19 protein-coding genes are annotated in these 22,730 nt (G+C 70.1%); 9 read left to right on the top strand and 10 right to left on the bottom strand.

Annotated features, from left to right (window positions below; translation table 11 throughout):
- Window positions 1-54: 54 nt before the first annotated feature.
- Window positions 55-1,122 carry an aldo/keto reductase gene (locus OG413_RS34435; RefSeq protein WP_266812419.1) on the bottom strand — a complete coding sequence of 356 codons (1,068 nt, stop codon included), beginning with the start codon at window positions 1,120-1,122 and terminating at the stop codon, window positions 55-57.
- 329 nt (window positions 1,123-1,451) lie between these two features.
- Between OG413_RS34435 and OG413_RS34430 the strand changes: the two genes are divergently transcribed.
- Window positions 1,452-2,294, top strand: a complete 843-nt coding sequence (locus OG413_RS34430; RefSeq protein WP_266812417.1) for a nitrilase-related carbon-nitrogen hydrolase — start codon at window positions 1,452-1,454, stop codon at window positions 2,292-2,294.
- Window positions 2,291-3,574: an aspartate aminotransferase family protein gene (locus tag OG413_RS34425; RefSeq protein ID WP_266812415.1), complete on the top strand. Its 1,284-nt coding sequence runs from the start codon at window positions 2,291-2,293 to the stop codon at window positions 3,572-3,574. Before OG413_RS34430 ends, OG413_RS34425 begins: the two co-directional genes overlap by 4 nt.
- 216 nt (window positions 3,575-3,790) lie before the next feature.
- Here OG413_RS34425 and OG413_RS34420 read toward each other — a convergent pair whose 3' ends face one another.
- The gene (locus OG413_RS34420; RefSeq protein WP_266812414.1) at window positions 3,791-5,680 is read right to left on the bottom strand and encodes an alkaline phosphatase family protein; all 1,890 of its coding nucleotides are present in this window, start codon (window positions 5,678-5,680) and stop codon (window positions 3,791-3,793) included.
- Between the two features lie 515 nt (window positions 5,681-6,195).
- Here OG413_RS34420 and OG413_RS34415 point away from each other — a divergent pair.
- The 4 genes from OG413_RS34415 (at window position 6,196) to OG413_RS34400 (ending at window position 10,928) form a co-directional block, all read left to right on the top strand.
- Window positions 6,196-6,363: a hypothetical protein gene (locus OG413_RS34415; RefSeq protein WP_266812412.1), complete on the top strand. Its 168-nt coding sequence runs from the start codon at window positions 6,196-6,198 to the stop codon at window positions 6,361-6,363.
- Entirely contained in the window at window positions 6,348-7,739 is a 1,392-nt protein-coding gene (gene hydA / locus OG413_RS34410; RefSeq protein ID WP_266812410.1) for a dihydropyrimidinase, read from the top strand. Before OG413_RS34415 ends, hydA begins: the two co-directional genes overlap by 16 nt.
- Window positions 7,740-8,282: 543 nt before the next feature.
- Entirely contained in the window at window positions 8,283-9,284 is a 1,002-nt protein-coding gene (locus tag OG413_RS34405; RefSeq protein ID WP_266812409.1) for a TIGR03842 family LLM class F420-dependent oxidoreductase, read from the top strand.
- Between the two features lie 117 nt (window positions 9,285-9,401).
- Entirely contained in the window at window positions 9,402-10,928 is a 1,527-nt protein-coding gene (locus OG413_RS34400) for an NCS1 family nucleobase:cation symporter-1 (protein WP_266812408.1), read from the top strand.
- Between the two features lie 100 nt (window positions 10,929-11,028).
- On the opposite strand, the gene OG413_RS34395 is transcribed toward OG413_RS34400, so the two are convergent.
- Window positions 11,029-11,796 (bottom strand): hypothetical protein, encoded by a 768-nt coding sequence (locus OG413_RS34395; RefSeq protein ID WP_266812407.1) that lies wholly within the window; start codon window positions 11,794-11,796, stop codon window positions 11,029-11,031.
- Between the two features lie 448 nt (window positions 11,797-12,244).
- Here OG413_RS34395 and OG413_RS34390 point away from each other — a divergent pair, with 448 nt between their 5' ends.
- Window positions 12,245-13,786: an amidase gene (locus tag OG413_RS34390; protein ID WP_266812406.1), complete on the top strand. Its 1,542-nt coding sequence runs from the start codon at window positions 12,245-12,247 to the stop codon at window positions 13,784-13,786.
- Here the strand turns inward: OG413_RS34390 and OG413_RS34385 are convergent.
- The gene (locus tag OG413_RS34385) at window positions 13,764-14,060 is read right to left on the bottom strand and encodes a hypothetical protein (RefSeq protein ID WP_266812404.1); all 297 of its coding nucleotides are present in this window, start codon (window positions 14,058-14,060) and stop codon (window positions 13,764-13,766) included. The two genes, OG413_RS34390 and OG413_RS34385, sit on opposite strands and share 23 nt — an antisense overlap.
- Before the next feature lie 49 nt (window positions 14,061-14,109).
- Here OG413_RS34385 and OG413_RS34380 point away from each other — a divergent pair, with 49 nt between their 5' ends.
- Complete coding sequence (locus OG413_RS34380; RefSeq protein ID WP_266812402.1) at window positions 14,110-16,332, top strand: NADP-dependent isocitrate dehydrogenase; 2,223 nt, start codon at window positions 14,110-14,112, stop codon at window positions 16,330-16,332.
- Window positions 16,333-16,448: 116 nt separating this feature from the next.
- Here OG413_RS34380 and OG413_RS34375 read toward each other — a convergent pair whose 3' ends face one another.
- The 5 genes from OG413_RS34375 to OG413_RS34355 all read right to left on the bottom strand — a co-directional run bounded on the left by OG413_RS34375 (window position 16,449) and on the right by OG413_RS34355 (window position 20,641).
- Window positions 16,449-17,636, bottom strand: coding sequence for a flotillin family protein (locus OG413_RS34375; RefSeq protein ID WP_266812400.1), 1,188 nt, complete (start codon window positions 17,634-17,636; stop codon window positions 16,449-16,451).
- Window positions 17,637-17,674: 38 nt separating this feature from the next.
- A complete protein-coding gene (locus OG413_RS34370) occupies window positions 17,675-17,902 on the bottom strand; it encodes a hypothetical protein (RefSeq protein ID WP_266812398.1) in 228 nt (75 codons plus the stop codon).
- 176 nt (window positions 17,903-18,078) lie between these two features.
- Entirely contained in the window at window positions 18,079-18,657 is a 579-nt protein-coding gene (locus OG413_RS34365) for a hypothetical protein (RefSeq protein WP_266812397.1), read from the bottom strand.
- A gap of 174 nt (window positions 18,658-18,831) precedes the next feature.
- On the bottom strand, window positions 18,832-19,887 hold the full coding sequence (locus tag OG413_RS34360) for a biotin/lipoate A/B protein ligase family protein (RefSeq protein WP_266813264.1): 1,056 nt from the start codon (window positions 19,885-19,887) through the stop codon (window positions 18,832-18,834).
- Between the two features lie 124 nt (window positions 19,888-20,011).
- The gene (locus tag OG413_RS34355) at window positions 20,012-20,641 is read right to left on the bottom strand and encodes a TetR/AcrR family transcriptional regulator (protein ID WP_266812395.1); all 630 of its coding nucleotides are present in this window, start codon (window positions 20,639-20,641) and stop codon (window positions 20,012-20,014) included.
- A 103-nt stretch (window positions 20,642-20,744) separates the two neighbouring features.
- Here OG413_RS34355 and OG413_RS34350 point away from each other — a divergent pair, with 103 nt between their 5' ends.
- A complete protein-coding gene (locus OG413_RS34350; RefSeq protein WP_266812394.1) occupies window positions 20,745-21,455 on the top strand; it encodes an SDR family oxidoreductase in 711 nt (236 codons plus the stop codon).
- A 187-nt stretch (window positions 21,456-21,642) separates the two neighbouring features.
- On the opposite strand, the gene OG413_RS34345 is transcribed toward OG413_RS34350, so the two are convergent.
- Window positions 21,643-22,605, bottom strand: a complete 963-nt coding sequence (locus OG413_RS34345; RefSeq protein ID WP_266812392.1) for an amidohydrolase family protein — start codon at window positions 22,603-22,605, stop codon at window positions 21,643-21,645.
- Window positions 22,606-22,730: the final 125 nt, after the last annotated feature.

Below are 22,730 nucleotides of genomic sequence, written 5' to 3'. Positions count from 1 at the left end.
GGCCGCGTGCGCCGGGGCGCGCCCCGCGCTACCGCGCGTCGCCCATGGCTGCCGCTACCGCACGTCGCCGGTCGTACGCCGGTAGGTGGAGCGCCGGTCCTCGATGTCCGCCCAGCGGTCTCCGTACACCGTCTCCCTGACTCCCGGTTCGCGCAGGAAGTCGTGCGGGAAGCCCAGCGGCACCGCGCTCACCGTGTCCAGGCGTTCGACCGCGTCCGCGTCCAGCCCGACCTCCAGACAGGCCAGGTTGTCGGTCAGCTGGGCCTCGGTGGAGGCGCCGATGATCGGGACGATGTTGCCGGGACGCCCGCGCAGCCAGGCCAGCGCGACCTGGGCCGGGGTCCAGCCGCCCTGCTCGGCGATCTCCACGACCGCGCGGACGGTCTCGTACGCGCGACGTTCCGCGTCGTCGCGGCCGTCGCGCCCGCCGCCCGCCGCCGGAGCCGTGCCGTCGACGGAGTGGGTGCCGGTGAGCCGGCCGCGGGCCAGCGGGCTCCAGGCGAAGACGGCCTGGTCGAAGGCGCGTGCCTGGGGGAGCAGTTCGCGTTCCGGCGTACGCTCCAGCAGGCTGTACCGCAGCTGCGAACCGGCGAAGGCCGTCCACCCGCGCAGCTCGGCCAGCGTACTGGCCTGGGCGATCTCCCAGGCGGGCCAGTCCGAGACCCCGACGTAGAGCACCTTTCCGGTGCGTACGAGATCGTCGAGGGCCCGCATGACCTCCTCGACCGGGGTGAAGTTGTCCCGCGCGTGCACCCACAGCACGTCGAGCCGGTCGGTGCGCAGCCGGCCGAGGCTCCGCTCCACCGACCGCACGAGGTTCTTGCGGTGATTTCCCGCGGAGTTGACGTCGCCGCGGGCGGTCGCGCAGGTGTACTTGCTGGCGAGGACGAGGGAGTCGCGGCGGTCGCCGAGCACCTCCCCGAGGACCGTCTCCGAGGTGCCCGCCGCGTAGATGTCGGCCGTGTCGAGGAAGTTGCCGCCCGCCTCGGCATACGCGTCGACGATCCGCCCGCTGGCGTCCCGGACGGCATCCGGCCCCGACTCATGGCTGCCCAGTGTCATGGCACCCAGTGCCAGTTCGCTGACTCGCAGACCGGTCCTGCCGAACAGTGTGTATCGCACGAATGATCCCCTTCGGTCGGGTGGTGCCTCGGAGGCTATGAGCTGGAGCGCACTCCAGCGCGAATGACACCCGTGCGTCGGGCGCTCCCTGGGGTTTCCTTCCGGATCGGACCGGGCGCGCACACCGTGCCAGGCACCTGTTTCGACCGCGATCGACTGCCGGCCGGACCGGTGTCGACCGCTCGGGTGTGAAACATGATCGACTCCGCCGGTTCACGGCGATGGTCTTGCCCCGCCGTGTGGCGGGGCTTACGTTCTCCTCCCATGCGGATATCTACGTGCGTAGAAACGCGTAGAGGCTCTCGGACGCCGCGTCGAAGGAGCAACTCATGTCCCACGTCGTACGCGCCGCACTTGTCCAGGCGACCTGGACCGGCGACACCGAATCCATGATCGCCAAGCATGAGGAACATGCGCGCGAAGCCGCCCGGCAGGGGGCGCGGATCATCGGGTTCCAGGAGGTGTTCAACGCCCCCTACTTCTGCCAGGTGCAGGAGCCCGAGCACTACCGCTGGGCCGAGGCGGTGCCCGACGGGCCGACCGTCCAGCGGATGCGGGACCTGGCCCGCGAGACCGGCATGGTGATCGTCGTGCCGGTCTTCGAGGTCGAGCAGAGCGGCTTCTACTACAACACCGCGGCGGTGATCGACGCCGACGGCTCGTACCTCGGCAAGTACCGCAAACACCACATCCCGCAGGTCAAGGGCTTCTGGGAGAAGTACTACTTCAAGCCCGGAAACGTCGGCTGGCCCGTCTTCGACACCGCCGTGGGCAAGGTCGGCGTCTATATCTGCTACGACCGGCACTTCCCCGAGGGGTGGCGCCAACTCGGTCTCAACGGAGCCCAGTTGGTCTACAACCCGTCGGCCACCTCGCGCGGCCTCTCCAGCCATCTCTGGCAGCTGGAACAGCCCGCGTCCGCCGTCGCCAACGAGTACTTCATCGCCGCCATCAACCGGGTCGGCCAGGAGGAGTACGGCGACAACGACTTCTACGGCACGAGCTACTTCGTCGACCCGCGCGGTCAGTTCGTCGGCGAGGTCGCCAGCGACAAGGAGGAGGAACTCCTGGTCAGGGACCTCGACTTCGACATGATCGAGGAGGTACGACAGCAGTGGGCGTTCTACCGGGACCGCAGGCCGGACGCGTACGACGGGCTGGTGGAGCCGTGACCGGACTGCACGAGCGCCATCTGGCGGTCAGCCCGGACTGGCTGGCGCTCTACTACCGGCAGCCCCTGGAGCTCACCCACGGCGAGGGACGCCATGTCTGGGACGCCGACGGCAACCGGTATCTCGATTTCTTCGGCGGCATCCTCACCACCATGACCGCCCACGCCCTGCCCGCGGTCACCAAGGCGGTCGCCGAGCAGGCCGCGCGCATCATCCACTCCTCGACGCTCTACCTCAACCGCCCGATGGTGGAGCTCGCCGAGCGTGTCGCCACGCTCTCCGGCATCCCCGACGCCCGGGTCTTCTTCACCACGTCGGGCACCGAGGCCAACGACACCGCGCTACTGCTCGCCACCGCGTACCGCAGGTCCAACCAGGTCCTCGCGATGCGCAACAGCTACCACGGACGGTCGTTCGCGGCGGTCTCCATCACGGGCAACCACGCCTGGTCGCCCACGAGTCTGTCACCGCTGCAGACCCTGTACGTCCACGGTGGCGTCCGCAGCCGCGGTCCGTACGCCGAACTGAGCGACGCGCAGTTCATCAAGGCATGCGTCGCCGATCTGGAGGACCTGCTCGGGCACACCCGGGAGGCCGCCGCGCTGATCGCCGAACCCATCCAGGGCGTCGGCGGCTTCACCTCACCGCCCGACGGGCTGTTCGCGGCGTTCCGTGAAGTCCTCGACCGGCACGGCATCCTGTGGATCTCCGACGAGGTGCAGACCGGGTGGGGGCGTACCGGCGACCACTTCTGGGGCTGGCAGGCGCACGGCGAGCACGGGCCGCCGGACATCCTCACCTTCGCCAAGGGCATCGGCAACGGCATGTCCATCGGCGGGGTCGTCGCCCGCGCCGAGGTCATGAACTGCCTTGATGCCAACTCCATTTCGACGTTCGGCGGCTCCCCGGTCACCATGGCCGCCGGGCTCGCCAACCTCTCGTACCTCCTGGAGCACGACCTCCAGGGCAACGCACGCCGTGTCGGCGGACTGCTCATCGAACGCCTCCGGGCGATCGGCGCGCGTTCGTCGTGCGTACGGGAAGTGCGCGGCCGGGGCCTCATGATCGGCATCGAACTGGTGAAGCCCGGCACCGACGAGGCGCATCCGGAGGCCGCGGCGGCCGTCCTGGAGGCGGCCCGCGAAGGCGGACTGCTCCTCGGCAAGGGCGGCGGTCACAGCACCAGTGTGCTGAGGATCGCGCCGCCGCTGTCGCTGACGGTCGCCGAGGCGGAGGAGGGTGCCGCGCTTCTGGCGGACGCCCTGCACACGGCGGTCTGACCGGGGCCGGGACGGGAACGGGGACCGGGATCGGAATCGGAATCGGAACGGGGATCGGGACCGGATCGGGATCGGGACCGGATCGGGATCGGAGCCGGACCGGGATCGGAACCGGAACGGGCCGGGCCCCGGGGTGGTGTTCACCCCGGGGCCCGGCCCCCGTCCTGTGAGCCGCGGACCGGCCGTCCGCCGCCGTCGCCGTCCCCGGCGGCTGGATCAGCCCCGGTGACCGGTGGGGCGGGTGAGGTCCAGGGAGCGGACCGGGTCCAGCTCGCCGTAGTAGGCGAGCTTCCCGTAGCGCACATCCGTGACCGTCAGCGTGGCCTCGGCGTTGCCCCGGCCCACGGTGGTCCGGAAGCGGAACGAGCCGTCCTTGCCCGTGCTGCCGGTCAGCTTCCGTACCTTGTCGCCGGAGACCAGCTCCGCCGTGACCTTCGCCCCGCGCACCGGCCTGCCGTCGGCGGTCTTCACCGCACCCTTGGCGAGGACCGTCCACGGGGACGCGGAACCCGGCCTGCCGAGCAGCTTGGTGTCCGCCGTCAGACGCGAGACCGCGAGCTGGGACGGCGGGTTGGGCTGGCCGAAGGCGACCTGGTCGACGGTCCAGAACGCGCTGTTCGTCCCGGTGTAGCGGAAGCTCAGCCGCGCGGTGCTCGCACCGGCCGGGACGTCGAGCTTCAGGCGCTCGACGGTGTTGGCGTTCGCCCGGTAGGACTTCACGAGCCGCGGGGCGCCGCCGTCGTAGGAGACGTACACATCGCCGGTCTGCGGTCCGTCGACGCGGTAGTTCGTGGCGTACGAGACGTTCGCCGTCGCCGCACCGTTCAGCCGGTACGCGGGTCCGACCAGGGTCGAGTCGAACTGGCCGGCGCCGTGCGCCTTGTCGTCCCACTCGTCGGAGTCGGCGACCGCGAAGACGTCGCGGGCCCGGACGTTCGTCTCACGGCCCTGTCCGAGTTCGGCGTTCGTCCAGAACTCGTCGGTCGCGAAGGACCAGCCGCGCCACTCGGTGACGCCGCCGGCAGGCATCCTCGAATTGTCGATGCTCCAGCCCTCGGGCGCGGTGTTCGTCCAGCCCTTGGTGCCGGCCGGGAGCTTCGTCTCGTCGACCGGGGCGCGCAGCGAGCCGCGCAGCGCGTCGAAGGCGTCCGGCTTCAGCTCGCCGAGCGCGGTGCCGTCCAGGTTCCAGGCGGGGTCGGTCGCGACGCCCTCGTGACGCAGGACGGTGGGAGCGATGTCGGTGATCTTGACGTCGTGACGCACCGAACCGGGCTGGATGCCCTTGCCCCGGGCGATGACGAACGTACCGCGCTCACCGGGGGAGTTGCCGCCGTGGCCGCCGGTCGGGGTGTGACCGTGATCGGCGGTGACGACGACCAGCCAGTCCTCCTTGGCGTACGTCGGCCGGGAGGTGACGGCGTTCAGCAGCCGGCCGATCTGGGTGTCGGCGACGCCGAGGGCCTTGAGGTACGCGTCGCTCGCCGTCCCCGAGCTGTGACCGGCGCCGTCGACCTCGTCGAGGTGGACGAAGGTGGAGTCGGGATTGCCGTGCGCGAGGTAGTCCTCGGCCTTGGCGGTGGTGCCCGCGTCATTGCCGCCCGCGAGGCGCAGGTCGGTCCTGGCGCCGAAGACGATCTCGGGGATCGGGTTCCAGGTGCCGACGACCAGTGTGGACGTCGCCGGGTCGGCGTTCTCCAGACGGGTCGCGTAGTCGGGGTACTGCCCGTAGTTGGGCGCGGTGAAGTTGTTGTCCTTCACGTTGTGCTTGTCGGGCCAGACACCCGTGGCGATCGAGGACCAGCCCGCGCCGGAGACGGTCGGGGCCATGGGGTTGGCGAAGAGATTGCTGCGTGCCGTCAGCCCGCCCGACATCAGCTTGTCGAGGTTCGGTACGGCTGCGCGGGCGAAGGTGTCGATCGAGGCGCCGTCGACACCGATGACGAGGGTCTTCGCCTGCTTCGTACCGGACGGCAGACCGGCGTACGGGGCGGCGGCGGGCGCGGCCTTGGACCCCTCGGCGTGGGCGGCTGTGGTGACCAGGGGCAGGGCGACGGCCGCGACGGTGGCGGCGGCCAGTGCGGTACGTGCGGAGCGCGATATGCGCACGTGATCCTCCGGGATCGGTCGGAAGGCACCGGACTTCGGGGCGTCCGGCGACGTGTCAGACGTTCGCCGCCCGGGGTGATCGCCTCACGCCCGTTGCGGGACCAGCCGATGAACCGTACCCAACATTTGGACCAGACCCTTCATCATTCCGTTATCAATCTCCGTGGCGGTGACGGCAGTCGAGGCCGCCACGGCCGCCCGGCCACGTGCACGGTGCGCCGACGTGGACGAGAGCGCCGCCGTGACGGCCCGCCACCGGAAGCCGTGCCGCTTCGCGTCGCGCATTGGGCCGGTGGGGTGTCCCGCGCGGGAAACGGAAACGTCTTCATCCGTTAGCGGCAGCGGTATTGCCACAGTGGGCAACCCACTTCTACGTTCTTCATCACGCACGTATCTACGTGCGTAGACCCATTCCGCCGCGGTGAGGAGAGGGACATGAGCCGCACCGTCATCCACGGCGGCCTCGTCATCACCGCGCGGAGACGTCCTTCGGCGGCACCTTCGCCGCCGACCTCTTGGGGACCGGTACCCGGGCCGCCGACGGTGCCGCACAGGGCGTACAGGGCATACAGGGCGCACTGGGCGCACTGGGCGCACTGGACGCACTGGACGTACAGAAGCGGCTCATGAGCGAAACCCCGGATCCGACGCGAATGGAGCAGTCGCTATGGCACGCACTCTGATCACCGGTGGCCTGGTCATCACTGCCTCCGACGAGCTGCACGTCGACGTGCTCGTCGACGGTGGCCGCGTCGTGGCCCTGGCCACCCACGGCAGCCATGGGTGGACGGCCGGTCACGTCATCGACGCCGCGGGGAAGTACGTGATCCCGGGCGGGGTCGACGCGCACACGCATATGGAGATGCCGTTCGGTGGCACGTTCGCCTCCGACACCTTTGAGACCGGCACGCGGGCCGCGGCCTGGGGCGGCACGACGACCATCATCGATTTCGCGATCCAGTCCAAGGGCGGGTCACTCGGTGAGGGGCTTGACGCATGGCATGAGAAGGCCGATGGAAAGTGCGCGATCGACTACGCGTTCCACATGATCATGTCCGATGTGAACGAGTCCTCGCTGAAGGAGATGGACACGCTCGTCTCGGCCGGGGTCACCTCGTTCAAGCTCTTCACCGCGTATCCGGGGGTGTTCCTCTCCGACGACGGTCAGATTCTCCGGGCCATGCAGCGTGCGGGCTCGAACGGCGCGCTGGTGATGACGCACGCGGAGAACGGCCTCGCCATCGACGTACTGGTCGAACAGGCACTGGCACGCGGTGAGCGGGATCCGCGCTACCACGGTGAGGTCCGCAAGGCACTCCTGGAGGCGGAGGCCACGCATCGGATGATCAAGCTGAGCCAGGTGGCGGGCTCTCCTCTCTACGTGGTGCACGTCTCGGCGCAGGAAGCGCTGGCCGAGCTGGCACGGGCCCGGGACGAGGGCCTTCCCGTATTCGGTGAGACCTGCCCGCAGTACCTCTTCCTGTCGACCGACAACCTGGCAGAGCCCGAATTCGAAGGTGCCAAGTACGTCTGCTCCACACCGCTGCGCCCGAAGGAGCATCAGGCGGCTTTGTGGCGTGGACTGCGGACGAATGATCTGCAGGTGGTCTCCACGGACCACTGCCCGTTCTGCTTCAAGGGCCAGAAGGAGATGGGCCGGGGAGATTTCTCGAAGATCCCGAACGGCATGCCGGGTGTCGAGAACCGTATGGACCTCCTTCACCAGGCTGTTGTCGACGGGCACATCGGCCGTCGACGCTGGATCGAGATCGCCTGCGCCGCGCCCGCCCGGATGTTCGGCCTGTATCCGAAGAAGGGCACGATCGCACCGGGCGCCGACGCCGACATCGTCATCTATGACCCGCACGCCGAGCAGGTCATCTCGGCCGAGACACATCACATGAACGTCGACTACTCGGCGTACGAGGGCAAGCGCGTGACGGGGCGGGTGGAGACGGTGCTCTCCCGCGGTGTTCCGGTGGTCGACAACCGTAACTACGTGGGTCACGCGGGCCACGGGACCTATGTGCCGCGCGGCATCTTCCGGGGGGCGAACTGACAGAGCCGGTGTGTCACTTCCTCGTCACCGGAGACGTTCCTCGCCGCCCTCCGCCCCGGCCTGAGCGGCAGGTCCGTGTGCGTCACCGGCGCCGCCCGCCCGCGTGTGCGCGCCGTTCGGTAGGGCTCACCGGCGAGCAGTGGGCACGTGTGGGGGAGACCTCTTCCCAAAACCTGGGAAGCAGTCCAGAATCGGCCCCTCGCGACTCGCTCTCGAAGCGTCGTCGCACAAGGTTCGGCACGGCATGATGTGGAAGGATCTTCCCGATCACGTCACCCGGGGCAGCGCTCCCGGAGCATCGCCAATGTGCGCCCGAGTGCCTGAAGGCCGGAGTACGGGCGAGGGCGGAATGTGCACCGGGCGACGACGACACGCCCCCTCCACCCCCGCACCGTCTGCCGGACCCGCACCTCACCGGAGGGGCCGAGACCGCGCCTTCCCGGGTGAAGTCGCCATCCATGGGCGGAAGTTCAAGGGTCGTGCCGGTCACGGCACGCACGCCGCCCGTGCCACATGTCAGCAACTGGACTAGGAGAACCCGGCATGGACTTCGGACTCGTCCTCCAGACCGACCCGCCCGCCTCGACGGTGGTCGGTCTCATGCGCCGTGCCGAACGCAACGGCTTCCGCTACGGCTGGACGTTCGACTCGGCGGTGCTCTGGCAGGAGCCGTTCGTCATCTACAGCAGCATCCTGGAGCACACCGAGCGGCTGATCGTCGGCCCGATGGTCACCAACCCGGGCACCCGTACGTGGGAGGTCACCGCCTCCACCTTCGCCACCCTCAACGACATGTACGGCAACCGCACCGTCTGCGGCATCGGGCGCGGCGACTCCGCGATGCGCGTCGCGGGCCGCAAACCCAACACCCTGGCCCGCCTCGGCGAGGCGATGGATGTCATTCGTGATCTGGCGGAGGGCCGGGAGGCCACCGTCGACGGCCGGCCGATCCAGATCCCGTGGGTGAAGGACGGCAGCCTGCCGGTCTGGATGGGGGCGTACGGTCCCAAGGCGCTGGCCCTGGCAGGCAGGAAGGCCGACGGGTTCATCCTCCAGCTCGCCGACCCGTTCCTCACCGAGTGGATGATCAAGGCGGTACGGCAGGCGGCGGCCGACGCGGGCCGCGACCCGGACTCCGTCACCATCTGCGTCGCCGCCCCCGCCTATGTGAGCGACGACCTCGACCACGCCCGCGAGCAGTGCCGGTGGTTCGGCGGCATGGTAGGCAACCACGTGGCCGACCTGGTGTCCCACTACGGTGAGCACTCCGGTCTGGTTCCCGAGGCGCTCACCGCGTACATCGCCGGGCGGTCCGGCTACGACTACAGCCACCACGGCCGCACCGGTAACCCGGACACGGCCTTCGTCCCCGACGAGATCGTCGACCGGTTCTGTCTGCTGGGCCCCGCCGAGGCGCACATCGAGAAGCTCCGGGCCCTGCGCGACCTGGGAGTCGACCAGTTCGCCCTGTACAACATGCACGACGCACGCGAGGCGACGATCGACGCCTACGGCTCCGAGATCATCCCGGCCCTGTCGACCTGACCGGCACACCCGGCCGCTTTCCCCGCCTCGCACCCCGCACACAGGGTGCCCGCTTCCCCGCGTAGACCCGAACCCCGCCCCGCACGGCACCGCTCCCGAGCGAAGGGTCCAGCCGCCATGACCGCAACTGTCCCACCCACCCCACCGCAGGACCCGATACCCGCCCCGTCCGGTCGCGTCGAACTCGCCCACGGCTACGTTCCCGACGACCCCCGCTTCGCCAACGAGGACCTCCTGCCCGTCCCCCTGGAACGGCGCACCTGGACGACGTACAACTTCGCGGCCCTCTGGATCGGCATGGCCCACAACATCCCGTCCTGGCTGCTCGCCTCCGGTCTGGTGGCGCTCGGCATGGACTGGAAGCAGGCCGTCTTCACGATCGCGCTGGCCAACCTGATCGTGCTCGCCCCGATGCTGCTCACCGGGCACGCCGGACCCAAGTACGGCATCCCCTTCCCGGTGCTGGCCCGTGCCTCCTTCGGGCTGCGCGGCGCCAATCTGCCCGCCCTGATCCGCGCCGCCGTCGCCTGCGCCTGGTTCGGCATCCAGACCTGGATCGGGGGCGTCGGCGTCTTCACCCTGCTCGGCAAGATCTTCGGCGGCTGGGCGAAGGCCGACGAGATCGGCGGCCAGCCATGGACGCTGTGGCTCTGCTTCGTCCTCTTCTGGGCGCTCGAACTCGCCATCATTTACCGGGGGATGGAGACCCTGCGCCGGTTCGAGAACTGGGCGGCTCCGTTCGTCCTCGTCGGTGCCGTCGTCCTGCTGGTGTGGGTCGCCGTCAAGGCGGGCGGATTCGGTCCGCTGCTGGACCAGCCCTCCGCGCTCGGCTGGGGCAAGGACTTCTGGCCGGTCTTCTTCCCGTCCCTGATGGGCATGATCGCCTTCTGGTCCACGCTCTCGCTGAACATCCCCGACTTCACCCGCTTCGCCGCGGGCCAACGCGCCCAGATCCGGGGGCAGTCGCTCGGCCTGCCGACCACCATGACCTTCTTCGCCCTGCTGTCGGTCTTCGTCACGTCCGGCTCGCATGCCGTGTACGGGGTAGCCGTCTGGGACCCGGTCCAGCTCGTCGCCAAGACCGACAACGTGTTCGGGCTGCTCTTCGGGCTGATCACGGTCCTCATCGCGACGATCTCGGTGAACATCGCGGCGAACGTCGTCTCACCCGCGTACGACCTGGCGAACCTCGCGCCGAAGGTCATCAACTTCCGTACCGGCGCCCTGATCACGGGCGTCGTCGGCGTCCTCATCATGCCGTGGAAACTCACCGAGACCCCCGAGCTGTACATCTTCACCTGGCTCGGACTGGTCGGCGGCCTCCTCGGTACGGTGGCGGGCATTCTGATCGCCGACTACTGGATCATCCGCCGCACCGTGCTGGACCTCGCGGATCTCTACCGGCCCGGCGGGCGCTACTGGTACACCAACGGCTGGAACTGGCGGGCCGTCGCCGCCTTCGCCGTCGGCGGCGTCCTGGCCGTGGGCGGCTCCCACTCGGCCCCCGGGAAGGGCCCCTTCCCGTCCGACGGGCTGATCCCGTTCCTGAAACCGCTCGCCGACTACGGCTGGGCGGTCGGACTGGCCTCGTCGCTCGTGCTGTACGCGCTGCTCAGCCGGGGGGATCGCACCCCGCGCGGGTGAGGGCCCTCAGGGGCGAAGGGGCGAAGGGCCCGTCGGCGGACGCGGTCGTGGGCGGGACACGGGGCAGGGGCCGGGGGCAAGGGTTGGGGAAACGGCACTGTCAGACGGGCGAGGTCGTGCGCCCCAGCAGGGCGTTGACATCCACCGTCTCGTCCGCCGGGGGAGTGGCCGTGGGCACTGGCTTGTCGAAGGCGGAGAAGCCCACGACCGCGTCCGCCGACGGGCCCTTCACCGTGAACCGCACCGGATAGGGCTTGCCCTCCGTGGCCACGTACAGGGTCAGTGTCTCGCCGTTCCGGGTCCGGATCAGCGGGACGACGGGGGAACCGGCGAGCCGCGTCTCCTTGCCCTTGACCAGGGTCCCCCGGTCGGAGCCGGTCTTCGCGTTGTCCGTGATCAGTTGGCGGAAGGTGTCGAGATCGCATGCCCTGGTCACGTCGCCCAGTCTCGGGTCGGTGGCCGAAGCCTTGATGTACCGGCCGTCCACGATGGCCTCGAAGGCCGAGCCGCCGATCGGCACCTGGTTCTTCCAGAATGCCGAGTCCGGCTTCAGCCACACCGTGTCGCCACGCTTGATGATCTTCATGGAGCCTTCGTCGTTGCCGAGGTCGACGCCGCCCGCGCAGTTGCCGTCCCGGTCGAGGACGAGATCCAGCGTCATCGGCGAGTCCGCCTTACCGAGGTCACCTCGCGTGTTCAGGTGCAGGGAACGCACCCCGAGAAGCGCGTCACGGGAGCGGTCGGCGATCTGCTGTGCGCTGAGCGAGCCGGTGCCGTCACCGGCGTGCGCCACTGCGCCGCTCGTGATGGTGAGTGCGACGACTGCCGCGCCTGCGGCCGTGCGTGCGGCCATACGGTGACCGGTCACGTCGCCTCCTTCGAAAGGGCCTGCTGAGGGCCGTTCAGGGTGCGCGATCCGTGTGATCCGTGATGTCGAGCGTACGCCCGCGAGGTGAGGAGCGCGCGACGGTGCGTACGGAGGGTGAAGTCCGGCGAGGTTTTCGCTCACGCACCGTGGGGGACAGGTGTCCGGAGGCAGGTACGGCCTCGGAGGAAGTGGCCCGCGAAGGAAACGGCCCTCGCAGGAGACGGGCCCTCGTAGGTGGGAAGCGGCCCCGGCGGAACCCTGGAGTCTGGGTTCGGGGCGTCTCGGTTCGGGCCGGAGGGATCCGGACGCATCCGTGTCCCGGCAGCCCGCGGCCCGCCGTGCGAAACGCTTGAGCGGGCGGCCCCCGCTTCGTTACCCTCCAGTAAGTTCGTGCGGGCGGAACCGGGAGGACCGGTGGATCCGGCGGACACGAGGGAGGCGACAGCCCATGTCCTCAACGGAACCCACGGACCGGACCGGATCGAGCGCCCCGCCGGTACCGGCGGCGACAGCGGTACCCGCACGGGCAGCGGCATCGGAGCCGTCCCGCGCACCCGCACCGCCCGGACTGGCCGACAGCGCACGGCAACTCGCCGACGGCCGCACCTCCTCCACCGCCCTCGTCGCGGCCGCCCTCGCCCGGATCGAGGCCACCCAGGGCACCCTCAACGCCTTCCGGCACCTACGGGCCGAAGCCGCGCTCGCCGAGGCGGCCGAAGCCGACCGGCGGCTCGCGGCGGGCGAACGGCTGCCGCTGCTCGGCGTACCGGTCGCCGTCAAGGACGACACCGATGTCGCGGGCCTGCCCACCCACTTCGGCTGCGACGGGGACCTGCCCCCGGCCGTCCGTGACAGCGAGGCGGTCCGCAGGCTGCGCGCCGCCGGAGCCGTCGTCGTCGGCAAGACCAACTCCTGCGAGCTGGGCCAGTGGCCGTTCACCGAGGGCGCGGCCTTCGGCGCCACCCGTAATCCGTGGAACACCGGGCACACCCCGGGCGGTTCGTCCGGTGGCTCCGCGGCGGCCGTGGCCGCCGGACTCGTCCCCGCCGCGCTCGGCTCGGACGGAGCCGGTTCCGTCCGCATCCCCGCCGCGTGGACCCATCTCGTCGGCATCAAACCGCAGCGCGGCCGGATCTCCACGCACCCCCACAGCGACGCCTTCCAGGGCCTCACCGTCAACGGCCCCCTGGCCCGTACCGTCGCCGACGCGGCCCTCCTGCTCGACGCGGTCGCCGGACCGCACCCGGACGACCCGCACCGCCCGCCCGCCGTCAGCGCCTCGGCCGCCGCCCTCCGCGACCCCGGCCGACTGCGCATCGCGCTCGCCTGGCGGCCACCGCTCACCCTCACCGGCGCCGCCCCGCACCCGGAGGTGCGCCGGGCCGTCACCGCACTCGCCGAGGCCCTCGCCCGCCTGGGCCACCATGTCGAGGAGGCCCGACCCCGCTACGGGCTGATCGGCCTCGCCTTCGTCCCCCGCGCCACCACCGGGATCGCCGAATTCGCCGCCCGCCACCCCGACCCGGCCCTCCTGGACCCGCGCACCCGCAGCGCCCTGCGCACCGGCACCCGCCTCGGCGGCCGGGTCGTCCGGGCGGCCCGCGCCCGCGAAGTGCGCCAGCACCGCAGGATCGGCGCCCTCTTCGACGCGTCCGGGCGCGGGTTCGACGTACTGCTCACCCCGACCACCGCCACCCCGCCGCCCCGCGTCGGCACCTTCGACCGGCTGAGCGCCTGGCGCACCGACCTCGCGATGGCCGCGGCCTGCCCGTACGCCTGGCCCTGGAACGTCCTGGGCTGGCCCGGCATCAACGTCCCGGCCGGGTTCACCAGCGACGGCCTGCCCCTCGGCGCCCAGCTCCTCGGCCCCTCCCGCAGCGAGGAGCGGCTGATCGCGCTCGCCGCCCAACTGGAGGACGACCGGCGCTGGTTCGAGCACCGGCCGCCCGCCCCCGCCGCCCTCGGGGTCACACCTGTCCGGGAACGCTGAGCAGCCCCGCCTCGACGCGTTCGACGGCGCGGATCGTGCCGAAGGCGATCAGATGGACCAGACGGTGACCGGTGAACGGCGGTACGCGCCAGGCGTTCACCTCCTCCTCGGCGATCCGGTACGGGGCGCGGGCCGCCGCCCACCGCGGTACGTCGCCCTTCGCGTCGAGCAGGTGGAACCCCGGCGGAGGCCGGGCGAGGCCCAGGAATCCGGCCACTGAAGGGCCGGGGCGGGAGAACGAGCGCGGGGGCCTTGTGGAGAGGGGAGCGGTCACGGGATATCTTGATGTCAAGCAATGTTGCAGACGTGGAGCGGAGCACCCGGTGACTGACTCGACCATCATCTATACGCACACCGACGAGGCCCCTGCCCTGGCGACCTATTCGTTCCTGCCCGTCGTCGAGGCCTACGCCTCGACCGCAGGGGTCACGGTGGAGAGCCGCGACATCTCCCTGGCGGGGCGGATCATCGCCGGCTTCCCGGAGCACCTCAAGGCCGAACAGCGTATCGATGACGCACTCGCCGAGCTCGGTGAGCTGGCCAGGACTCCCGGCGCGAACATCATCAAGCTGCCGAACATCTCGGCTTCGATCCCGCAGCTCAAGGCCGCGATCGCCGAGCTCCAGGAGCAGGGCTACGCGCTTCCGGACTACCCGGACGACCCGCGGACCGACGAGGACAAGGACGTCCGCGCCCGTTACGACAAGGTCAAGGGCAGCGCGGTGAACCCCGTCCTGCGCGAGGGCAACTCCGACCGCCGTGCCCCCGCGTCGGTCAAGAACTACGCCAAGGCGCACCCGCACCGCATGGGCGCCTGGTCCGCGGACTCGAAGACGAACGTCGCGACCATGGGCGTCGACGACTTCCGCTCCACCGAGAAGTCCGCCGTCATCGCCGAGGACGGTTCGCTGCGCATCGAGCTGGTGGGTGACGACGGCACCACCACCGTGCTGCGCGAGTCCGTCCCCGTCCTCGCGGGCGAGGTCGTGGACGCGGCCGTCATGCGCGTCGCCGCGCTGCGCGAGTTCTTCACCGCGCAGGTCGCCCGTGCCAAGGCCGAGGACGTGCTGTTCTCCGTGCACCTCAAGGCCACCATGATGAAGGTCTCCGACCCGATCATCTTCGGCCACGTGGTCCGCGCCTTCTTCCCGAACACCTTCGCCAAGTACGGTGAGGCGCTCGTCGCCGCCGGACTCAGCCCGAACGACGGCCTCGGCGCCATCCTCAAGGGCCTGGACTCCGTGCCCCACCTGGGGGCCGAGATCAAGGCGTCCTTCGAGGCCGAGCTCGCCGAGGGCCCGGCCCTCGCGATGGTCGACTCCGACAAGGGCATCACCAACCTCCACGTCCCCAGCGATGTCATCGTCGACGCCTCCATGCCGGCCATGATCCGCACCTCCGGCCACATGTGGGGCCCGGACGGCGACGAGGCCGACACCCTCGCGGTCCTGCCGGACAGCAGCTACGCGGGCGTCTACCAGGTCGTCATCGACGACTGCCGCGCGCACGGCGCCTTCAACCCGTCGACCATGGGCTCCGTACCGAACGTCGGTCTGATGGCGCAGAAGGCCGAGGAGTACGGCAGCCACGACAAGACCTTCGAGATCCCCGCCACCGGTTCGGTGCGGGTCGTCGACACCAACGGCGACGTCGTGCTGGAGCAGGCCGTCGGCGCCGGTGACATCTTCCGGATGTGCCAGACCAAGGACCTGCCGATCCAGGACTGGGTCAAGCTCGCCGTCACCCGCGCCCGCGCGACCGGCAACCCGGCCGTGTTCTGGCTGGACGAGGGCCGCGCGCACGACGCCAACCTCATCGCCAAGGTCACCACCTACCTGGCCGACCACGACACCGGCGGCCTCGACATCTCCATCAAGACGCCCGAGGACGCGACCGCGTACTCCCTGGAGCGCATCCGCCGCGGCGAGGACACCATCTCGGTCACCGGCAACGTGCTGCGTGACTACCTCACCGACCTGTTCCCCATCCTTGAGCTGGGCACCAGCGCGAAGATGCTCTCCGTCGTCCCGCTGATGAACGGTGGCGGACTGTTCGAGACCGGTGCCGGTGGCTCCGCGCCCAAGCACGTCCAGCAGCTCGTCAAGGAGAACTACCTGCGCTGGGACAGCCTGGGCGAGTTCCTCGCCCTCGCGGTCAGCTTCGAGCACCTGGCCACGACCACGGGCAACGCGCGCGCCCAGGTCCTCGCCGACACCCTGGACCGGGCGACCGGCACCTTCCTCAACGAGGACAAGTCGCCCAGCCGCAAGCTCGGCGGGATCGACAACCGGGGCAGCCACTTCTACCTGGCGCTCTACTGGGCCCAGGAGCTGGCGGGCCAGACCGACGACGCCGCGCTCGCCGAGGCGTTCGCGCCGCTGGCCAAGACGCTGGCCGAGCAGGAGGAGACCATCGTCGCCGAGCTGATCGCGGTGCAGGGCTCGCCGGTCGACATCGGCAGCTACTACCAGCCCGACCCGGAGAAGGCCGCTGCGGTCATGCGCCCGTCCGCGACGTTCAACCAGGCGATCGCCAGCCTGGTCTGACCGTCACGGCAGCCGCTTTCCCTGTTCCACGCTTCCGCCCCGGTCGGCACTGTGCCGACCGGGGCGGTCGTGTCGGGCGGGGCGATCATACGGACCGGGCGGTCATACCGGGGCGGTCACGGGTTCTCCGGGAGGCGCAGGCTGCGCTTTCCGTCCACCGCCGGATCCTTCGTGTTGCGCAGCGAGTCGAGGATGGCCAGACCCTGGCCCACCAGCCCCGCCGCCATGCTGTTGACGCCGTCGGTCCCGTTCAGCACGGTGAGATGGGCCCCGGCCATGCCGCGTGCCGCGGCGTCGGCGAGGGCGGGCAGGTTCTCCACGACCCGGTTGGCCGCGATGAGCTCCTGGTTCCCGTCGCGCAGCGACAGGGCGCGGGCGGTGTTGGCATCCGCCTGCGCCTGGGCGAGAGTCCGTTCGGCGTAGGCGCTGCCGTCCGCCGCGAACTTGGCCTGATCACGGGCGGCCTCGGCCAGCGTGCGCTGTCGGTATGCCTCCGCATCCGCCGGACGCCTGACCTCCGCTTCGAGGCGCTGCGCGGCCAGCTGGGCCTGCCGCTCGGCGAGCGCCGTCTGCTCCTCGATGACGTCGTGGGACGCCCTGGCCTGTGCCAGCGGACCCGCCTGCGCGGCGCGGGCGTTGTACTGCTCCGTCTCGGCGAGGAACCCGGCCCGCTTGATGGCCGTGTCACGCTCGTACTCGGCCTTCAACGCCGCCGCCTGCTGCTCGCGCTCGCTGGCCTCCTGGTCGGCCCTCGCCTGCGCGATGCGCGCCTGGCTGGCGACCGCGGCCGCGTGGGGGGCCGCGAGGTTGTTGATGTACCCGGTGGCGTCCTCGATCTCCTGGATCTGGAGCGCGTCCACCACGATTCCGAGCTTCTCCATCTCGCTGTGGCTGCCCACCATCACTTCCTGGGCGACCCGGCTGCGTTCCCGGATGATCTGCTCGACGGTCAGTCCGCCCACGATGGAGCGGAGGTGCCCGGCGAAGATCCGACCGACGAGTTCCTCCATCCGGTCCTGTTCGGAGAGGAAGCGCCGTGCCGCGTTGGCGATCGACACCGCGTCGTCCCCGACCTTGAACACACACACCGCGCGCACGCTCAGCCGGATGCCCTGCTGGGTGACGCAGTCCTCGGCGATCTCGGCCTCCCGCAGCGCCAGGGAGAGCATGCGGGCTTTCTGTTTCACCGGTAGCACGAAACTTCCGTGGCCGGTGACGATCCGGAACTGTGTTTCCTGCGCCTGCCGCTTCGTACCGGAGATGAGCATGGCCTCATTGGGCGCGGGGACCTGCCAGAACAGCATGAGAGAACTCCTGCCGTGTTTCGTGGTTCCTACATGATTCAGGACGGCAACGGCTCGACGATCACCGAGCGTGCCGAGATGGCGTCGACGACGATGACACGTACGTCCCGGCCGAGAGTTGTCGCGGATTCGCACCAGGCCGCGTAGGTCTCCGAGCCGCCGCGTACGGCCACGAGCACTTCGCCCGGACCGTCCGGCGGGATCTGCACGGTCACCCGGCCGACCGCTCCGACCGGGCTCTGGGACGACTCGTCAGTTGAGCTCATGGGCCCTCACGAGGGGTCGCGCTCCAATGAAGTCCACCGGCCATCGCCTCCGGCCCGCAAGCGTCCAGAACGGCCAGGGCACACCAGCCGACGGCGAGAATGCCCTCGATGCGTCCACGGTACTCCGCTCCGAAGCAGACGGCGGGGGCGACGGGACCGACCGGGCGGCGAGGCGCTCAGTACCCGCCGCCGGACGGCTGACCGCTGGTCGGCTGCCCGCTGGGCGATGCCGGACCCGTGATCTTCTTGCCGGACGCGTCGAGCACGTACCACGCGGCGCCGAACGCGGTGGAGCCCTGCCCGTTGGTCTCACCGGCCTTGGTGTCGCCCCCGAAGTAGTACAGGGGGTGACCGTTGTACGTGACTTCCTTCTTGCCGTCGCCCCGTGTGGTGGTGCCCAGCAGATCCGCCTTCGCCCCCTTGCCCGCGACCGGTTCGGCGGTCACGGTCAAGGGAGGCCAGGCCGCGGCACAGGTGCCCGTACAGGTGGACTTGGTGGAGGTGTCGGCCTCGAAGAGGTACAGGGTCCGGCCGGCGCCGTCGACCAGGAATGTGCCCAGCGAACCGGTGGCGGTCGCCACGGTCCCGGCGGCCGCCGATGTGCTGGTGGAAGCGGAAGCGGCTAGCGAGGCGGAGGCGGACGGAGAGGTGGAGGCGGACGAGCTGCCGCTGTTTCCGCCACCGCAGCCGGTGGCCGCGGTGGCGAAGAAGGCGACCGCGGCCACGGCGGTGGCCCTCCCGGTGATGCGTTTCATCCTGGCGTCTCCTCGACCCGGTGGCGATGGCCACAGCGGTACGTGGCCCGCACGACGCGGGCCCCGACTCCCATGACGACGCGGAATCGGGTCCGGCGCGCGCCGGGAGACGCCGTTCGGCCGTACGCGGGCGGGAAGCGGGGGACGAAGGGCGCGGGGTGATGACGGCCGGGTCTACGGCACCCGCGCCGTCCACTCCGCCGTGCCGAACTTGGTGCGTACGAGTTCCTCGGCGCGCGCCATCTCCTCGCCGGTCACCTCGCCGGGGGTGAGCCCGTGCCGGTTGCGGAAGGAGTCGATCATGTTGTCGATGACGATCTCGCGCGGCAGCCCCGTCTGGCGGCGCAGCGGGTCGACGCGCTTCTTGGCGCTCCTGGTGCCCTTGTCGGACAGCTTCTCCTTGCCGATCCGGAGCACTTCGAGCATCTTGTCGGCGTCGATGTCGTAGGACATGGTCACGTGGTGGAGCACCGCGCCCTCCCGGCCCACCACACGCTTCTGCGCCGCGCCCGCGATCTTCCCGGCGTCCGTGGAGATGTCGTTCAACGGCTGGTACCAGGCCCGGATACCCATGTCGCCGAGTGCCCCGAGGACCCAGTCGTCGAGGTAGGCGTAACTGTCGGCGAAGGAGAGTCCGGAGACGAGGGAGTCCGGGACGGAGAGCGAGTACGTGATGGTGTTGCCGGGCTCCACGAACATGGCGCCCCCGCCCGAGATGCGGCGGACGACGTCGACGCCGTACCGCGCGGCGGCCTCCCGGTCGACCTCGTTGCGCAGGGACTGGAAGCTGCCGATGATCACGGCGGGGGAGGCCCATTCCCAGACCCGGAGCGTCGGCGGGCGGTGGCCTGCCGCGACCTCGGCGGTGATGACCTCGTCGAGGGCCATGTGGAGGGCGGGCGACTGGGGTGCTTCGTGGATGAGCTGCCAGTCGTAGTCGCTCCACTCGGTGGCCTGCGCCAGGGCCCGGCGTACGGCGACGGCGACGCCCTCCGCGGTCAGCCCGAGCATCACCGTGGACGCGGGCAGCGCGGCGTCGATGCGGGCGGCGAGACCGGCGGTGTCGGTGTTGGCCGGGGCGCCTTCGAGGGCCGCGTCGATGGCCAGGATCGCTTCGTCGGGTTCCAGGAAGAAGTCCCCCGCCACCCGCACGTTGCGCAGCGCCCCACCCTCTACGTCCAGATCCACCACGACGAGCTTGCCGCCGGGGACCTTGTACTCACCGTGCACAGCCATGCCTCCAGTTCCGCCCGACCCGCCTCGGTGCGAATCGGCGCTGATCAGGCATAACGTCGCCACCGTACGGTTTAATCCGCTCATTTCGCGGATCTGGTCCCGCTGTCCATGATCAGCGTCATCCGGGGGAGCGGGCGCGGAGGCCGTCGAGAAGGAAGGTGATCCCACGGCGCCAGGCGTGTGGATCACTGTCCGCCGTGGCGTTGAGCGTGGCGGTCGTGAACCAGAACACGTAGGACAGATCATCCGGGGTGAAGTCTTCGCGCAGGGTGCCTTGTTGATGGGCGTTGGCCACGATGCGGCGGGCGGTGTCCGCCTGGGCCGCGCAGACGGCGGCCAGACGCGGTGGGCTCAGGGCTCCGCCGCTGAGGGCTTCGCCGAAAGAGCGGTCATTCGCCTGGATATCGCACAGACGCTCGATGTAGCCGGTGAATCCTTCCCATGCGTCCTGTTGTTCCAGCGCCCAGTGCCCGGCCTCCTCCAGGCGTGCGGCGAGGGCTTCGGGTACCACCGCTTCGATGAGCCGTTCACGGCCTCCGAAACGGTGGTAGAGCGTGCCGACACTGACTCCCGCGCGCTTGGCGATCTCATCCACCGGAGCTCCGAGTCCTCGCTCCCGGAACACCTCGGCCGCCGCCGCCTTCAGCCGCTCCTCGTTGCGTGCCGCGTCGCTCCGCAGCCCGCGCCCGGCCTTCGTCCGGCCCGGGCGGCCGGGCGTCCTGGCCTCCGCTCCCTTGTCCGTTCGCACAGCGGATCCTTTCTTGAGGGTCGCCTCAAGTTGAGTGCTACCGTCGAAAGTAAGTTGAAGATACGCTCAACTTACTGCCACGGTTCTTGAGGAGTGCGCCGCCATGTCCCCTGTGATCGCCATTTTCGGGGCCGGTACCGGTCTGGGAGCCTCCTTGGCTCATCGCTTCGGCCGTGAGGGCTTCCGGGTCGCTCTCGTCGCCCGTCGGCCCGGACGGCTGGAGGAGCTGACCCGCTCCCTCGCGTCCAAGGGCATCGAGGCCGCGGCCTTCCCCGCCGACCTGGCCGACCCCGCCGGGATCCCGGCACTGGTGGCGCGCATCCAGGACCATTTCGGCCGCATCGATGTGGTGGAGTACTCGCCCGTGACGATGATGGCCATGCCGCAGCCCGCGACGGAGCTGACCGCGGACCGGCTCGGTGAACTGCTCAACCTCTTCACCCTCACGCCCGTAGAGATCACCCGCGCCGTTCTGCCGGCGATGACGGCACGCGGGGACGGCGCGATCCTGGTCACCCACGGCCTCACCGCTGCCCGTCCCGTACCGGGCATGGGCGGCCTCGGATCGGCCATGGCCGCGACCCGCAACTACCTGTACGCGCTCCACGGAGAAGTCGCTCCGCTGGGCGTGTACGTCGGCACGCTCACCATCGGTTCCGTCATCGCCGGCAGCGAAGGCCACGACAGTTTCGCGGGCGCTCCCCTGCCGTCAGGGATCACCGTGGTGGAGCCGGACCGACTGGCCGACATCTACTGGAACATGTACCGCGACCGCGACCGCGTCGAGGAGTTCTGGCCGCCGGACGCCGCCTGAGACGTCACCCGCCGGGCCTGAGACGTCACCCGCCGGTTTCCCGCCTGAGGCGGTGAGACCGAGCTTCTCGATGTGCCGCGACGTGGCGGAGCGATCCGCGCGACGCTGAGGGGGCGGGTCCCGGGAACGCCACGATCGTGGCGTCCTGGGGACCTCACGGGCCAGTCGTTGGCCGCCCCGCCCGGAGTCAGGCGAACCTGGGGAACAGCCTGAGCGCGTTGTCGCGCTCCACGCCTCGGAGTTCGGCGTCGGTGAAGCCGTCGAAGCCGGTGAGATGGTCGATGTTGCGTACGACCGTGGGCTCCGGGGCCGCGGGCCAGTCGGTTCCGAACAGGATGTGGTCCGCCGAGGTCACCTCAAGCGTCGGCAGCAGGGAGTTGCGGCTGCCGGCGAGTGCCGTCTCGTAGTAGAGCCCGCGCAGCACCTCGGCGACGTGGGCGGGATCGATGTCCGCGTCCTCGGGGCCCCGTCCCATGACGGTGTGTTCGCCGATCCGCCACGCGAGGGTGGGCAGCGCCCCTCCGCAGTGCGCCAGGATCAGCCGCAGTCCGGGATGCCGTTGGAAGACGCCGGTGTACAGGGCGTTGGTGATGGTGCGCGCGGTGTCGAAGGGGAATTCGACGACCGAGCTCGGCCGGCCGAACCCGAGCACGTCGATGTGCGGGCAGTCCGCGGGGTGGACGAAGACCGGCACTTCGCGCCGTGCCAGCTCCGCCAGTACGGGCTCGACCGATGGATCGCCGAAGTAGTGCCCCAGCATGTTCGAGGTCAGTACCACTGCGTCGAGTCCCAACTCGTCCAGTGCGTAGGAGACTTCCGCCAGCGCCTCGTCGGGTCCGTCCGCGGGCAGCGTCGCGAAGGCCCCGAAGCGGCCGGGGTGCTTCGCGATGAGCTCGGCGTGCCCTTCGTTGATCAGCCGGGCCAGACGCGTCCCGAAGCCGGGGTCGTCGTCGGCCCCCGCGAACGGGAGTGGCAGGGAGACGAGTTGGGCGGCGATCCCGTGCCGGTCCATGTAGGCGAGCGCGGCCTCCGGGGTCCACCGCACCGACATGCGGTATCCGCCGGTCGGCCGGAAGCCCCGGCCCGCGATCGCCGTCATCGCCGCGTCCGACACGCCGTGAGTGTGGACGTCAATCCGTTGACCGGACATGAGGGTGCTCCTCTGCGTCGTGGTGTGCCGCCGACCCTAGGATTTAAAGTGTCGTTGGTCAATTTAGGAACGAGATGATCACCCGTATGCGCCGCGTATCGTTCTGTGTGCTGGAAATATAAATT

Source organism: Streptomyces sp. NBC_01433, from assembly GCF_026340105.1.
Lineage (GTDB): Bacteria > Actinomycetota > Actinomycetes > Streptomycetales > Streptomycetaceae > Streptomyces.
The sequence above is the reverse complement of the archived record's forward strand: the minus strand, read 5'-3'. Positions and strand labels throughout refer to the sequence as shown.